At 66.5% G+C, this 14267-nt stretch carries 15 protein-coding genes; 3 read left to right on the forward strand and 12 right to left on the reverse strand.

Annotated features, from left to right (window positions below):
* Positions 1 to 9: 9 nt before the first annotated feature.
* Positions 10 to 255 (reverse strand): EutN/CcmL family microcompartment protein, encoded by a 246-nt coding sequence (locus AIOL_RS21220; protein ID WP_049644815.1) that lies wholly within the window; start codon positions 253 to 255, stop codon positions 10 to 12.
* Positions 255 to 1562: a glutamine synthetase family protein gene (locus AIOL_RS21225; RefSeq protein ID WP_049644816.1), complete on the reverse strand. Its 1308-nt coding sequence runs from the start codon at positions 1560 to 1562 to the stop codon at positions 255 to 257. Before AIOL_RS21225 ends, AIOL_RS21220 begins: the two co-directional genes overlap by 1 nt.
* Before the next feature lie 85 nt (positions 1563 to 1647).
* On the opposite strand from AIOL_RS21225, the gene AIOL_RS21230 reads away from it, so the two are divergent.
* Positions 1648 to 2790: an FAD-dependent oxidoreductase gene (locus tag AIOL_RS21230; protein WP_268760223.1), complete on the forward strand. Its 1143-nt coding sequence runs from the start codon at positions 1648 to 1650 to the stop codon at positions 2788 to 2790.
* Here AIOL_RS21230 and AIOL_RS21235 read toward each other — a convergent pair.
* Positions 2787 to 3278 carry an AAA family ATPase gene (locus tag AIOL_RS21235; RefSeq protein ID WP_235439119.1) on the reverse strand — a complete coding sequence of 164 codons (492 nt, stop codon included), beginning with the start codon at positions 3276 to 3278 and terminating at the stop codon, positions 2787 to 2789. The genes AIOL_RS21230 and AIOL_RS21235 overlap by 4 nt on opposite strands.
* Before the next feature lie 44 nt (positions 3279 to 3322).
* On the opposite strand from AIOL_RS21235, the gene AIOL_RS21240 reads away from it, so the two are divergent.
* Entirely contained in the window at positions 3323 to 3586 is a 264-nt protein-coding gene (locus tag AIOL_RS21240) for a hypothetical protein (protein WP_235439120.1), read from the forward strand.
* Positions 3587 to 3599: 13 nt separating this feature from the next.
* On the opposite strand, the gene AIOL_RS21245 is transcribed toward AIOL_RS21240, so the two are convergent.
* The 9 genes from AIOL_RS21245 to AIOL_RS21285 all read right to left on the reverse strand — a co-directional run bounded on the left by AIOL_RS21245 (position 3600) and on the right by AIOL_RS21285 (position 11761).
* Entirely contained in the window at positions 3600 to 4559 is a 960-nt protein-coding gene (locus AIOL_RS21245; RefSeq protein WP_049644820.1) for a hypothetical protein, read from the reverse strand.
* Between the two features lie 119 nt (positions 4560 to 4678).
* Positions 4679 to 5068 (reverse strand): carboxymuconolactone decarboxylase family protein, encoded by a 390-nt coding sequence (locus tag AIOL_RS21250; RefSeq protein WP_049644821.1) that lies wholly within the window; start codon positions 5066 to 5068, stop codon positions 4679 to 4681.
* Between the two features lie 72 nt (positions 5069 to 5140).
* Positions 5141 to 5764, reverse strand: a complete 624-nt coding sequence (locus tag AIOL_RS21255) for a hypothetical protein (RefSeq protein ID WP_049644822.1) — start codon at positions 5762 to 5764, stop codon at positions 5141 to 5143.
* Positions 5761 to 6546 carry an ADP-ribosylglycohydrolase family protein gene (locus AIOL_RS21260; RefSeq protein ID WP_049644823.1) on the reverse strand — a complete coding sequence of 262 codons (786 nt, stop codon included), beginning with the start codon at positions 6544 to 6546 and terminating at the stop codon, positions 5761 to 5763. Before AIOL_RS21260 ends, AIOL_RS21255 begins: the two co-directional genes overlap by 4 nt.
* Complete coding sequence (locus tag AIOL_RS21265) at positions 6547 to 7989, reverse strand: aldehyde dehydrogenase family protein (protein WP_049644824.1); 1443 nt, start codon at positions 7987 to 7989, stop codon at positions 6547 to 6549. It lies immediately after the preceding gene.
* Positions 7986 to 8669, reverse strand: a complete 684-nt coding sequence (locus tag AIOL_RS21270; protein ID WP_235439192.1) for an SDR family NAD(P)-dependent oxidoreductase — start codon at positions 8667 to 8669, stop codon at positions 7986 to 7988. Before AIOL_RS21270 ends, AIOL_RS21265 begins: the two co-directional genes overlap by 4 nt.
* Positions 8670 to 9007: 338 nt before the next feature.
* Positions 9008 to 9739, reverse strand: coding sequence for a DUF2306 domain-containing protein (locus AIOL_RS21275; protein ID WP_235439122.1), 732 nt, complete (start codon positions 9737 to 9739; stop codon positions 9008 to 9010).
* Positions 9740 to 9809: 70 nt separating this feature from the next.
* Complete coding sequence (locus AIOL_RS21280; protein ID WP_049644827.1) at positions 9810 to 10889, reverse strand: aromatic ring-hydroxylating oxygenase subunit alpha; 1080 nt, start codon at positions 10887 to 10889, stop codon at positions 9810 to 9812.
* A complete protein-coding gene (locus tag AIOL_RS21285; RefSeq protein ID WP_049644828.1) occupies positions 10886 to 11761 on the reverse strand; it encodes a MurR/RpiR family transcriptional regulator in 876 nt (291 codons plus the stop codon). The genes AIOL_RS21280 and AIOL_RS21285 overlap by 4 nt, the downstream gene beginning before the upstream one ends.
* A 64-nt stretch (positions 11762 to 11825) precedes the next feature.
* On the opposite strand from AIOL_RS21285, the gene AIOL_RS21290 reads away from it, so the two are divergent.
* Positions 11826 to 14267: a GcvT family protein gene (locus tag AIOL_RS21290; protein WP_049644829.1), complete on the forward strand. Its 2442-nt coding sequence runs from the start codon at positions 11826 to 11828 to the stop codon at positions 14265 to 14267.

Genomic DNA, 14267 nt, shown 5'->3' on the forward strand with positions numbered 1-14267 from the left:
TCTCCTCACTCACGCCTTTGAGACGCTGTCCACGATTGCGATAATGCTGGCATCCACCGGCGCACCGGTGGCCCCGCTCGGCAGCCGCGCCGCCGACCCCGTCGTTACGATCACCTGGTCGCCCTTGCCCGCGCCCACGGTGTCCAGCGCGATGATCTCGCCCGCCGGCACCTCCACCAGCAAAAGCGCCCCGCCCACCAGCGAGGCGTCCTTGGCGGTCGCGGTGACCGTCCCGGTGACGCGGCCCAGCAGCACTAGAAGTTCACCAGGTAGCGCTGGGTCTCCACCGGGGTGACCGTCTCTTTGATCTGCGCCAGCAGGAACTCCAGCTCGCGCTCGGCCTGCTGCAGGTAGATCTCGTAGCCGTCCGCGCCCATCACGCCCTTCAGCCAGCTCGACCCGCGGGCCAGCTCCAGCGCCTTGACCATGGTGGTCGGGATTGGCGCGGCGTCCTCGCTCTCATAGGCGTTGCCGGTGGTCATCTCGGAGGGCTCCAGTCCCTGCTCGATCCCGTCGAGCCCCGCGGCGATGTCCGTGGCCAGCAGGTAATAGGGGTTGGCGGTCGCGTCCGCGTCGCGCTTCTCCACCCGCACGGCGCTCTCGCTGCCCTCGATCACCCGCAGCCCAACGGTGCGGTTGTCGATGCCCCAGGCGGTGTTGATCGGGCAGAACGTATAGGGCTGGCGGCGGCGGTAGCCGTTCGGCGTGGGCGAGCCGCAGATCGCCGCCTCGGCCATACGCGCCTGCTGCCCGGCCAAAAAGTGCCGCCCGGTGTCGTTCAGCTTGCCGCCATCCGAGAACGCGTTCCGGCCGTCCTTCCAAAGCGAGTAATGCGCGTGAAAGCCGTTGCCGCTCTCCTCAAAGAAGGGCTTGGCCATGAAGGTGGCGCGGTAGCCATGCGCCGCGGCCAGCTGCTTGACCAGCGAGCGGAACATCACCACGCGGTCGGCGGCGCGCAGCGCCTCGCCGAAGCGGATGTTCACCTCGGCCTGGCCGGCGGCGTATTCGGGGTTGGATTGCTCGATCGGGATGCCGCATTCGTTGATCTGGGTGCGGATCGGCCCCAGCACGTGCTCTAGCTCGGCGGCGCGGTCCAGGCCGTAGACGCCGATGCCCTTGTCCTTGGGCAACCCGGTCTCGGGATCCAGCAGGTAGAATTCCAGCTCGGTGCCGACCTGCACCTCAAGGCCCATGTCGCGCGCGCGCTCCACCTGGCGCACCAGCGCCTGGCGGGGGTCAATCGGTACGGGCTTGTGGTCGGTGCCCTCAAAGCGCCCGAAACAGATCGCCACGCCGGGCTCCCACGGGATCGGCACCGGCTTGGTCAGCGGAAAGAGGTGCATGTCCGGATAGCCGTTGTCGAAGTTCACATAGGGCGTGTCCCAGACGTCGCAGGTCATATCGATGGCGAAGGTGGCGATCGACATCGCGTTGCCGCCCTTGCAGATTGCGTCCCAGTGGCTGGCCGGAAAGCGCTTGCCGCGCATGATTCCGTTGGCGTCGCCGCCGCCCATCACCACGGTATGCGTGCCCTCCGGCAGGCTAAAGTCTTGTTCTGGCACGTTATTCTCCCTGTTTTACGATCCTTGCCAGCGGACCGTATTCTGTATACAGTATCCAGAAATACAGATCGTGGCAAGGTTCTTGATGCCCAATTCAAACATCATTGTGGTTGGCGGGGGAATAGCCGGGGCGATGACCGCCCTGCATTTGCAGCGCCGTGGCGCGAAGGTCACGCTGATCGACCGCTGGGAGCCGGGGCATGCCCGCGCCGCCTCGACGGATTACAACCGGGTGATCCGGGCGATCTCTGGCCGCGACGAGTTCTACACCCGCTGGGCCCGCGACAGCCGCGCCCGCTGGCTAGAGCTGCAGGCCGAGACCGGCCAGAACCTTATGTATGAATGCGGCGCGCTGATCCTGGCCACGGGCGGGCATTGCGATTGGGAGGACGCCACCTCCGAGACCTTCGACAAGGTCGGCGTGCCCTATTACCGCTTCACGCCGGACGAGGTGCGCGCCCGCTTCCCGCAGTTCAAGGTCGACGAGATCAGCTATGCGCTCTTCGAACCCCAGGCGGGGCTCTTGATGGCGCATCGCTGCGTGATCACCACGGTGGAGCTGTTCAAGCGCGAGGGCGGCGTGGTCAAGCGCGGCACGGTGACGACGGACGCATCCGAGCGCCCCATGCTGGACGGGCGCCCGCTGGAGGCCGACGTGATCGTGATCTCCACCGGCGCCTGGATGGCCGAGATGTTCCCCCGCACGATCAAGCCGATCAGCGCGATCATGGGCATCAACGTGCTCTATACCTCGACGCCCGATGGCTCGGACCAGTTCGACATGGAGCGCATGCCCTGCTGGATCGACCACGGGCAGGGCAGCTTTGGCATTCCTTCGTCGGAGGGCTCCGGGGTCAAGGCCGCCGTGGTCATCCCCAACACGCCCATCGACATCAACAATGACGAGCGCCTGATCGAGCGCCAGTCCCTCAACAAGACCCGCCAGTACATCCGGCACCGCCTGCCCGGGCTGATCGGCGAGCGCGTGGTGGACAGCAAGTTCAACCAGGTGATCCTGACGCCGGACACGCATTTCATCGTCGACTGGCACCCAGAGCATTCCAACGTGCTGCTGGCCGGGGGCTGCTCGGGGCACCTGTTCAAGCACGGGCCGGCCTTTGGGGATTTCACCGCGGGCGTGGCGATGCGCGACTATGGCACGGCGGACCGGTTCAAGATCGCCGGGCGGCGCAAGCTCTCGCCCAAGGAAAGCCCCAGCGGGCGCTAGATGCGCTCAAGCACGAAGGCCAGGCGCTCCTCGACGCTCAGTTTTGGAACGATGTGATATTGGACCTCGCTTGCGCCCAGCGCCGTCAGGATTCTGCGGTATTCAGCTTCCGCCACGCCAAAGTCATGCATCCGCTCGGCGTCATTGACGAAGATCTCGCGCCAGGGCGGCACGCAGAACACCGGCTGAGAATATGGCCACTCCCCCGGAACAGGCGCGCCCGTGAGGTGGTGCAACGCGACATGGGCATCAAGTGTTCCGCGGTCAAAGAACGTGTCGACGGCGCCGGCCCCTTCGAGATCACGGGTGGCCATCTCCAGGGCGCGCCGGGCAAAGCCCTCGGGGTCGACCCATGGCAAGGCGCGGCCCGAACCGGCGCGTTCCTCTTTGACGATGCGGCGGCCAGGCTCTGGGACGGTCGCATATCCGGCGCGCGCAAGCGCCTGGGTCAGCGTGCTTTTCCCGCCGCCGGAGCAACCAGTGATCAAGAAACGTCTATGCTGGCGCATTCATCGCTTTCCACGGGCCCTCGTTGGGCCGCGCGGTCCTCCAATTGTGGCTGCGGGGCACATGGTCGATGCACAACGCAGCAGCTCAAGTTCGCCGGGCGGCGCAGGTGCTCGCCCAAGGGAAGCTCCAGCGGGCGCTAGATACGTTCAAGAACAAAGGTCTGACGTTCCGCGACACTCATTTTTGGAACGATGTGATACTGGACCTGGCGCTGGGCTACGTCTCGGCCGAGGCCGCCGCCGAGACCTACGACATGCTGGCCCGTTCGACCAAGGGTGAACTCTGAAACATGTCGCGTTTTAAGCCGGAACCGCCCCCATGGCCGCTCTCTCCGCCTTCCGGCGATGCCGCCGCAAAATTCGACCAGCGATTGAGGGATCGGGCTCGCCCAGGATTTGCGCAGAGAGGTGCAACGCTTGGTCCCTCGCGGAAGGGGTCACCCAGCAGCCCCACCAGATCCACGGGTTAAGGCCTTCGATCCTCGTCCGAAGGTTCAGCCGGCAATGCCCAGCGGCAAACATGGTGATCGCAATCTCTTCCCGAGAGGTCGTAAAGTTGCGATTGGTGCCTTTTTCCTCGATCACAAGGTGATGATGCCCTGGGATCGAAAAGCGGACCTCGCCGCCGGTTTGCCCAGCCAAGAGCGCGGTGTCCCCGGGCTCAGCAATAGAGATGCCAAAGTGCGTGCGCAGAGCGCCCCAGGCCGCTTCTGCGTCAATCGCCAGATCCAACGCGGCGTTGTCTTTGAAGTCCAGCCGGGCAAAGCCCGGAACCAGCCGCGCCCGCATGTATACGAGCAGCCAAAGCACGACATATGGCAGCACCCCGCCGATGTTGCCCAATTGCTCTGACAGACGGTCAGCGATGCCAAAATAGGGGATCAAAACGCTTGCCATCACAACCCACAGCACCCCGTCCAGATACCCAATCAGGTGCCGGGGGATGAGCAGCCCGCACACAGCCGCGGCGAGCGCCGCAAGCAAGACAAACACGCCTGATGCAACGGAGTTTACGATGAGGATTGGAGCGACCAAGAGCGTAAGTCTGTCAAAGATGAACCCGCCGGACGCGATGCCCTGGGCCGCCGCCTGAAGGGCATCGGGCGCGCTCGGCAAAACGGCAAACCACAGATAGCTCATCTCGACGAGCGTCACCACGACCGCGACCGCCCCGACCTGCATGGACCAGCCCAACACCCGCCGCCCATTCAACTTGCTCCGCTGCACGGCGGCGCGCAGGAACGTGAATGGTTTTGCCATCAATATGACCCTTCGCACAGAACCAATCACCGTGGTGTGCCAGGGAACCGCGCCGATTTTATGGCCTTATAGTGCCGAGAACCCGTTTGCTTTGGGGTGCTCTCAGGCCGGAGGCCGCCCTAAAGCTCCCCCGCCTCCTCCAGCACCCGGCGCGCCACGCGGAAGCACTCCAGCGATTGCGGCACCCCGCAATAGATGCCCACCACGTGGACGATCGCGCGGATCTCCTCCTTGCTGACGCCGTTGTTTAGCGCGCCTTTGCAGTGGATCTCCCACTCGTGCATCTTGCCCAAGGCGCCGAGCATGGCCAGGTTCATCATGCTGCGGGTCTTGGGGTCGATCACCTCATCGCCCCAGCCGAAGCCCCAGCACCAGGCGGTCATCGCCTCTTGGAAGGGGCGGGTGAACTCATCTGCCGCGGCGAGATTTTTCTCAACATATTCAGCGCCCAAGGTCCCCTTGCGCTGCTCTAGCCCCTTGCGGAACAGGTCTTCGTCAAACAGGCTCATCTATGTTCTCCCAATGGATGCCTTGCCGCGACGCGGCGTTTTTTTTGTGTGTGCCGTGATGCTCTTCACAGCTTACAACGCGCCCTCGGACAGCACCAAGCCGCGCGGCTTGGTGATGCTGGCGAAGGGGCGCTGCCCGTTGAATTCGAATGTGGCGAAATCGACCCGCGCCAGCGCGCGGTGGCCCATCTTGCCCAGAATGACATGCTGTGTCGCGGCAGAGGAAAGCTCTCCCAAAGCCCAGCGAAATCCGCGTCGCGCGGCGTGGTCCTGCGCCGCCCCGCGAAGTGCGGTGTAGAGCCCGCGCCCGGTGTAACCCTCTGCAACACAAGCCATATCCACCAAGATCGCCTCTCCAGCGCCCAAGGCGCGCGGGTATTTGGACCCCAGCGCATCGGTCAATGCGATAAGCGGCGCAAGCGCAGGATCCCGCCTCGCAGGGGCGGTCCCCGTTTTGGAAAAGTCAGTGACGATCACGCAGCCCGCCAAGGCCCCGGTGGCAGCGTCGGTGGCGGCAAAGGACAGCCCCTCGGCCACCATCGCCTCAAAGGAAGGCCGCAGATAGGCGCGGTATGCCTCCAACCCGATCCCAAGGGCGCGGTGCACATTGCTGCCCGCGATGAACACCTCGGTGGCCAGGGCAAAGGCGGGCTCTAACTGATCGCGGCCCAGCGGCTGGATCGCGGTTTCACTCATACATCCACCGGCCGCATGGCGTGCAAATCATCCGCGATACCAAGGATTTTATCGTGGTCATGCAGCAGCTTGCGCCACGCGCTAGGCACCCCGCCATAGCCATGGCGCCGCCCGGCGAGCTGCCCTGCCACCGCGCCCACCACATCGGCGTCGCCACCCAACCCCGTGGCCTTTTGCAGGACCTCCTCTAGGCTGTTCCCGGCCCCCAGGGCCCAGATCGCCGCCCGCAGGACGTCGCCCACGGCAACCGGCGCTTGCGGCGGCGCCTCCACCGCGGAAAGAGTGCTGCTCTCGCCCGTCACCATGAACTCCGCCACCGCCGCCGAGGCCCGCGCGCTGTCCGGGTCGCCATGGGTCAGCCGGGCCTGAAGGCCCGCCACCGCCACGGCGCTTTCGACCCGCCCCGCATAGGCGATCACCACCGCCGCGAGCCGCGCGATGGCCTTGCCGTCGCGGCTCTCCGGCACGCCTTGATAGGGGTTCCGCGTGGCCTCGAACCGCTCCAGCGCGGCGCCCATCCCTGGGTCGAGGTCAAAGCACATCCGCGTGGGCGATAGATAGCCATGATCGCGCCAGTTCACAAAGCGCTTCATCACGTCCTCGGCGTCCCAGCCATTGGCCGAGCGCAGCATCTGCCCCATGCAAAGCGCCTGCGTGGCCACGCCAGTCCATTGCCCCGGGGCCAGCCCGTATCGGGCGTTGCCCATCGCCGCGCCCATCGCCATTCCGATCAGCATCCCGCGCGCCTGGTCCTGGCTGAAGGGCTTGATCAGGGTCGACACTCAGCGGGTCCGGATCGCGATATTCTTGGTCTGCACGTAGTTCAGCAGCGCCTCCTGGCCCTTCTCGCGGCCATAGCCGGACTTGCCATATCCGCCAAAGGGCGTCTCGACCCCGCCCGCGAACCACTCGTTCACGAATACCTGCCCCGCGCGCAGCTGCCGTGCGGCGCGGGTGGCGCGGTCGAGGTCGCGGGTGAAGACGCCCGCCACCAGGCCGTAATCGGTGCCGTTGGCGATCTGGATGGCCTCGGCCTCGTCGCGGTATTTCAGCACGCTGACCACGGGGCCAAAGACCTCTTCCTGCGCAATGCGTTGATCTGGTTGGACATTCGCCAGCACCGTGGGCTCCATGAAGAAGCCGGGCAGGTTGCCCTTACGTCCGCCAGCGACGACCTGGGCGCCCGCGCGCTCGGCCTCTGCGACCATGTCCACAGCGCGGTCGCGCTGAGCCGCCGAGATCATAGGCCCCATCGCGCCTAACGGCTCCTCGGCCTCCGCGCCGAGGCTGAGGGGCGTGCGGCGGGCGACGCCCGCGATCCTCTCGACCAGCTCGTCATGCACGCTCTCATGGGCCACCACGCGGCTCAGAGCCGAGCAGATCTGCCCTGCATTCACATAGATCCCCTTGCGGATATCGGTCTCGAAGGCGTCCAGGTCGGCGTCGGCATGCACCACCGCGGCGGATTTCCCGCCCAGCTCCAGCACGCAGGGGACTATGTTCTGCGCCGCCGCCGTGGCGATGCGCTGGCCGGTGGCGACGGAGCCGGTGAAGACGATCTGGTCCACGCCCGGATGCCCGGCCAGGGCCGCGCCCGCGTCCGCGCCGAGCCCGGTGAAGACCGACAGCGCGCCCTTGGGCACCCCGCAGGCCTCGGCGGCTTGCGCGAAATAGGCCGAGGCGCAGGGCGTCATCTCAGAGGTCTTGACGATGCAGGCATTCCCCGCCGCGAACCCGCAGGCGATAGAGCGCGCGGCGATCTCCAGCGGGAAGTTCCAGGGGATGATCTGCGCCGAGACGCCATAGGGCTCCAGCGCGGTGAAGTCGAAATACCCCGCCCCCAGCGGGATGGACCGGCCCTCTAAGAGCGCCGCCTGCGCGCCGAAATAGTCGAAATACTTGGCGGCGTTGCCGACCTCACCGCGGGCCTCCCAGATGGGCTTGCCCTGCTCGGCGCTGAGCACCTGGGCGATCTCCTCGGCATGCGCTTCGAACCAGCGGCCCATGTCCTGGACGATCCGGCCGCGGGCCATAGGGCGCATGTCGGTCCAGACATCTGAGGCGACGAAGGCCCTCGCGGCCTGCACCGCCCGGTCCACGTCACCCACATCCGCCAGGGCGTGCTCGGTGCAGACCTCGCCTGTGCCGGGGTTCTCCACCGCGATGCGCCCCGCGCCGCCCTCGACCCAGTCGCCGGCGATGTAGTTCTGCCAGTAATCCCTCATGTCGCCCTCAGTGCTGGTAGCCCAACGCCCGTGCTCTCGAACCCGCCATCCGCGGCCAGGACCTGGCCGGTGATATAGCTGGCCTTGTCCGAGCACAGGAACGCGATGGCCTGGGCGATCTCCTCCTCCGAGCCGTAGCGGTTCAGCGGGATCGCGTCGTGATAGGCGTCGATGATCTCTTGGGAATGCACCGCCATGGCCAGCTTGGTGCGCACCGGGCCGGGGCAGACGCAGTTCACCCGGATGCCGTGCTCGCCCAGCTCGGCGGCGTGCTGCTTGGTCAGCTGGATCACCGCCGCCTTGGAGGTGCCGTAGGCGACGCGCAGCGTCGAGGCCCGCAGCCCGCTGATCGAGGCGATGTTGACCACCGCGCCCTGGCTAGCCTTCAGGGCGGGCGCGGCGGCCTGGGTGCACAGGAATGTGCCGTCGAGATTGGTCGCCATCACCCGGCGCCACATCTCGAAGGAGCAGTCCTCAACGGGCCCGAACTCGGCCACGCCCGCGTTGTTCACCAGATTGTCGATGCGCCCGTGCTGGGCGAGCACCTGCGCGATCATGTCGTCCACCTGTGCGGGGTCCGAGATGTCGCTGTCTATCGCAAGGACGCCCGGCAGGGCGGACCGAGCGAGCTCCTCTGAATCCCAGTCCACCTGCACGACCTCATGCCCCGCTGCCGCCATTAGTCTGGCCGTGGCCAGGCCGATGCCCCGCGCGGCCCCTGTGATGATGCTAACCGTCACGGCTCCCCCCTTATCCGATGCGTATAAAGCCGATCTTAATGCGGTTTCGCGCGGCGATGCACCTGCTTAACGCGTTCAGGGGCATGGAAAAGTTCGACATAGCGGCGTTTGTGCGGTCTCAACCCGGTGGATCTCGCCAGGCTGTGGTGAAAGGATCGGCCGAAAGCGCAAGGAATGCATGCATGGCGATGCCCCCGTAGAGCGGGATTTATCCCGCCTCCGCTCCCAATAGGCTCCCATGCTCGCCCACGGACCACGGCGCCACCGCGTTGGCATCATCATGCCCGCGCCCTCCCGAACAACCCGCGCCCCTGCCGCATCAGCGCCAGCTCCAGCAGCGCCAGATAGGGCAGGTAGAACGCCCAGAGGTTCACCTGGTCGAACCAGCCTGTGAAGCTGAAATCCATGCCCGCGCGGCCCGTCAGCGGCTCCCAGATCGCGTAATGCACGCGGTACAGCCAGCTGCCGATCGCCAGAAGGAACAGCCGCAGCGCCCAGTCGCGGTGATCCAGCCAGTGCCGCGCGCGGGCGTGGCGGATGGTCTGCACCGCGCAGAGCAGCACCAGCAGGCCATAGATCGCGAAGGCCACCGACATATGCGCCCCGCCGATGGTGCCCTGCAGCGCGATGTAGCTTAGCCCGCCGAGGCCCGTGACCAGTGCCAGCACCACCAGCACGCGCCCCGACCAGCGGTGCAGCGCGGGCAGCCGCCGCCGGATCACCGGGATGAGCTGTAACGGCGCCAGAACGGTGATCACCGCGCCGGTCAGCATATGCGCGTAGATGCCGATATTTGCCGCCGCGATTTGCGAATTGAACCGCGACCACGCGGCCTCGCCGTTCAACCCCGCCCAGCCCAGCCGCCCGGCGTGCTCGACGAACTCGAGCGCGGCCAGCACAATCAGCAGCATCAGCGCGGTCAACGCCCAAGAGGCCAGGGCGCGGGTCATCGCGCCTGGATGCCACCAGCGCACTGCCCCGCAAAAGTACCGCCCGGATTGTTTCGGCATCGCGTTCCTCCTCGCGCGGCCCCGGATTGCTTAAAGCAATCCGATCCGTTTTCTTTTTAAGAAAACGGCGTCAAGCATCAACCGCCTCGCGCATCCACTGCTGCAGCGCCTTGATGGAATGTTCCGAGTTTACCCCGCTGCACGGGTCCAGCACCAGCGGTCCGGGGCGGTACCCGCGCGAGCCTAGGCCGCGCTGCACCGATTCCACCAGCCCGATATCCTCGGCCACGGTCGTGTTTCGGTCCTGTAGCGCCAGCTGCCGGATCACCGGGTCGTCCACCCCGCCCTTGCTGTACCAGCCGCGCCAGACGGTGACCTGGTCGACCCCGCGCGGGCGCCAGTGATAGGTGTTCAGCACGTTGCCCGGATAGACCTGGAACGAGAACATCGGCCAGAGGAACCAGCTCGAGTAATCGCCCCCATGCGGCACGGATGTATCCACCGGATAGGTCATCCGATCCAGGTTCTGGCACTCGGTCGTGTGGCGCAGGCAATGCCCCTGGGGTTGGATGTCATATGTCTCGGGCTTCACCACGCCGGTGGCGAAGGTCGGGTGGTTCAGCGCGCAATGGTAGCATTCCGAGTAGTTTTCGACCGAGACCTTCCAGTTGCAGCGCTCCTCGATCTCCACCCACTCGATGGGCGCAAGCGCGCCGTGATGCGGCACAAAGGCCTCAAGCTCGGCGCGGGCGCCGGGGAACCAGTCGTCCATCGGCGCGGCATCCGGGTCGAGGTTCACAAAGACGAAGCCCGCGAAGGTCTCGGTGCGCACCTCCGTGAGGCAGATCTTGGACTTGTCGAACCCCTCCACGGCGCTGATGTTGGGTCCCGCGCGCAGCTGCCCTGTCAGCTCATAGGTCCAGGCGTGGTAGGGGCAGACCACCACGCGCGTCGTGCCAGAGCCCGCGACCAGCTGATGCGCGCGGTGCTGGCAGACGTTGTAGAAGGCGCGGATCACCCCGTCCCGCCCCATGATGCAAAACAGGTTCTCCCCCGCGATCTCAAAGGCGACGTAGTCGCCGGGCCCCGCCAGCGCGGAGGCATGGCAGGCGAATTGCCAGGTGCGGGCAAAGAGCCCCTGCATCTCGTCGGCATAGACCGCCGGGTCGGTGTAGTAGCGCGCGTCAAGCGAGTGGATAGGCTTCTTCATGCGCTGTCACCCGCATAGATCCCCAGCGCGTGGCGCCGGGCGTGGAACCTCTCCACCCGCTGCACGATCTCGGGGCTGGCCGCGCCGATGACAAAGCTCAGCAAGGTCTCCAGCAGGGTGATCGTCGCCACCGAGGAGGGGAAGAATTGCGGCGTGTCGCTGGCCACGACAAAGCTATGCGCCGAGCCGCGGATCACCGGCGAGGCGGGCGAATCGCTGATGCCAATGACGGTCAGGCCCTGCTCGCGCGCGACCTCCACCGCAGCCACGACCTCGGCCCGGTAGGGGCGGCAGGTGATCGCGATCAGCACGTCCTGGTCGCTCGCCCGAGCCAGGTCATCCACCGCCGTCGAGCCCATCCGAGGGATCGCGTGGAACTGCCCCATGCCGGTCGAGGCCAGGTAGGTGAAGTTCTGCGCGTTCGAGGAATTCACCCCCACGCCCACGGTGTAGATCTGCCGCGCGTTCCAGATCGTCTCGGCGGCGGACTGCAGATGGGCCACCTCGATCCCGGCGAAGGTCTCCTCGATATTGCGCAGCGCGCTGCCCACCATGTCGGCATAAAGCGCGCCCAAGGCGCCCTTGCCCGCCTGCTCCTGCAGCCAGCGCGCCCGGTCGGGGAAGCTGGCCGAGCCGTCGCGGATCGCCGCCCGGAACGGCTCTTGGAAATCCGCGAACCCGTCGAACCCCACCTGCTGGGCCATGCGCACCAGCGTGTTGGGGGTCACATCCGCCGCCTCCGCCAGCCCGCGCACGGTCGAGACGCCCACCTGCTGCGGGTTCTCCAAAACGTAGCGCGCGGCCTTCTGCGCCGCGGGCGTTAGGGCGTCCCATTCCTCAGACAGGCGATCCAGAACATTTGTATCATTCATGATTGACGGTGGTACAGATGTGCGATTACGCTGTCCACCGAAAACCGCAGCGGAGTCGCTTGCCATGCCCGAGTTCCCCTCCCACGCCCGAACCGTCATCGTTGGCGGCGGCATCATGGGCTGCGGCCTGGCCTATCACCTGGCGCATGAGGGCTGGTCCAACGTGGTGCTGCTGGAGAAGGCCGAGCTGACCTCTGGCTCCACCTGGCACGCGGCGGGGCAGATCACGCATTCCACCTCCAGCTTCGGGCTGGGCAAATGCGTGGACTATAACATCGGGCTATATGCGGGCGCGCTGGAGGCCGAGACGGGGCAGTCTGTCACCTGGCATGGCTGCGGCTCGTTCCGGCTGGCCTATACCGAGGACGAGATGGACTGGCTGCGGCACACTTTGTCCGTTGGCCGCGCGCTGGGCTTTAATATCGAGCTGGTGGACCCGGCCTTCATCGCCAGGCTGCACCCGTTCTATAACCTGGAGGGCGTGCTGGGCGCGCTCTACACGCCGGACGACGGCCATGTGGACCCCTCGGGCGTCACCCAGGCCCTGGCCGCGGGCGCGCGGGCCCAGGGCGCGCGGATCATCCGCCGCTGCCGCGCCACCAATATCACCCGGCAGGGCAATGGCGAATGGCTGGTCGAGACCGAGCAGGGCGCCATCACCTGCGAGCATGTGGTGAACGCCGGCGGAACCTACGCGCGCCAGATGGGCGAATGGTCGGGCCTGCTGATCCCCACCACCTCAATGACGCACCACTACTTCGTCACCGACCCGGTGCCGGAGTTTGCCGATCTCGACACCGAACTGCCGGTGATCCGCGACGACAAGCTGGTCTCGGGCTACATCCGCATGGAGCAGAAGAAGGGCCTGATCGGGATCTACGAGAAAGAGAACCCCAACACGGTCTGGGAGGATCACTGCCCCTGGGAGGCAGAGAACGAGCTCTTCGCCGCCGACTACGACCGGGTAATGCCCTGGCTGGAGAACGCCATGGGCCGGATGCCCGTGCTGGCCGAGCTGGGGATCCAGCGCGAGGTGCACGGCGCGATCAGCCACCCGCCGGATGGCAACCCCTTGGTGGGGCCGGTGGCGGGCGCGCCTGGCTATTGGTGCGCCTGCGGGACGCAGATCGGCATCGGCTGGGGGCCCGGGCTGACGCGCGAGCTGGCGCGCTGGATGGTGCATGGCGCGGCGGATATCTCGATGCGCGAGTTCGACCCGCGCCGCTTTGGGCCCTACGCGACCAAGGAGTGGCAGGTGGTGAAGGCGCGCGAGGATTACTGCCTGCGCCACGAGATCCCGTTCCCGCATTTTAACCGGCTGGCCGGTCGCCCGGTGAAGACCTCGCCGCTCTATGAGGTGCTCAAGGCCAAGGGCGCCGTGCATGAGGAGGTGTTCGGCTGGGAGCGCCCGCGTTTCTTCGACGGGGCGGCGGGCGCCAGCGCCCGCGATACCTACAGCTTCAGGCGCAGCGCGGTGGACGCGCTGGTCGCGGGCGAGGTGCGTGCCTGCCGCGAGGCCGCGGGCATCATGGACATCTCCAGCTTTGCCAAGATCGAAGTCTCCGGCCCGATGGCCGCGGCCACGCTGGATCCGCTTGTGGCCAATCGGCTGCCCGCGCCGGGGCGCATGGTGCTCACGCATCTCCTGAACCGGCGCGGCAGGATCGAGGCCGAGGTCACCATCGTGCGCCTCCGAGAGGACGCCTATTACATCACCTGCGCGGCCTTCTTCGAGCAGCGGGTGATGGATCACCTGGCAACGCATAACCGGGGCGCCAAGGTGGCATGCCTGAGCCAAAAGATGGGCGCCCTGGCGCTGCAGGGCCCGCGGGCGCGGGCGATCCTGTCGCGCTGCACGGACGCGCCGCTGGGCAACGCGCAGTTCAAGTGGCTCACGCATCAGCGGATCGCGGTGGCGGGCCATCAAGTGGAGGCGATCCGGATGTCCTATGGCGGCGAGCTTGGCTGGGAGCTGCACATGCCGATGGCGGCCGTGCGCCGCGTCTACGACGCGCTTATGGCCGCGGGCGCGCCGCTGGGCCTGCGCGACTATGGCAGCTTTGCGATGAACGCGATGCGGATGGAGAAGATGTTCAAAGGCGCAGGCGAGCTGACCAATGAGGTGACCCTGCCCGAGGCGGATGTGATGCGCTTTGTGAGGACCGACAAGGCGTTCCTGGGCAAGGAGGCGACCCTGGCCGGGTCGCTGCGCTGGGTCTGCGCCTACTTGGAAATAGAGCCCGATGGCGAGATCGACGGCCATGGTGGCGAGGCCGTTCTTTGGAATGGCGACCCTGTTGGGGCCACCTCCTCGGTGGCCTTCGGGCCGACGGTCGGAAAGGTGCTCGCCTTCGCCTATATTAAACCCGAGGCCGCCCAACCCGGCACCGCGCTCGAGGTCGTCATCCATGGCCAGCCCCGCCGCGCCCGCGTTTTGGCCGAGCCGGCCTATGACCCCGCCTCAGCGCTGCCGCGCACAGATGCGACACCGCAGGCGGCGGAATAG

Source organism: Candidatus Rhodobacter oscarellae, from assembly GCF_001078595.1.
Lineage (GTDB): Bacteria > Pseudomonadota > Alphaproteobacteria > Rhodobacterales > Rhodobacteraceae > Rhodobacter_B > Rhodobacter_B oscarellae.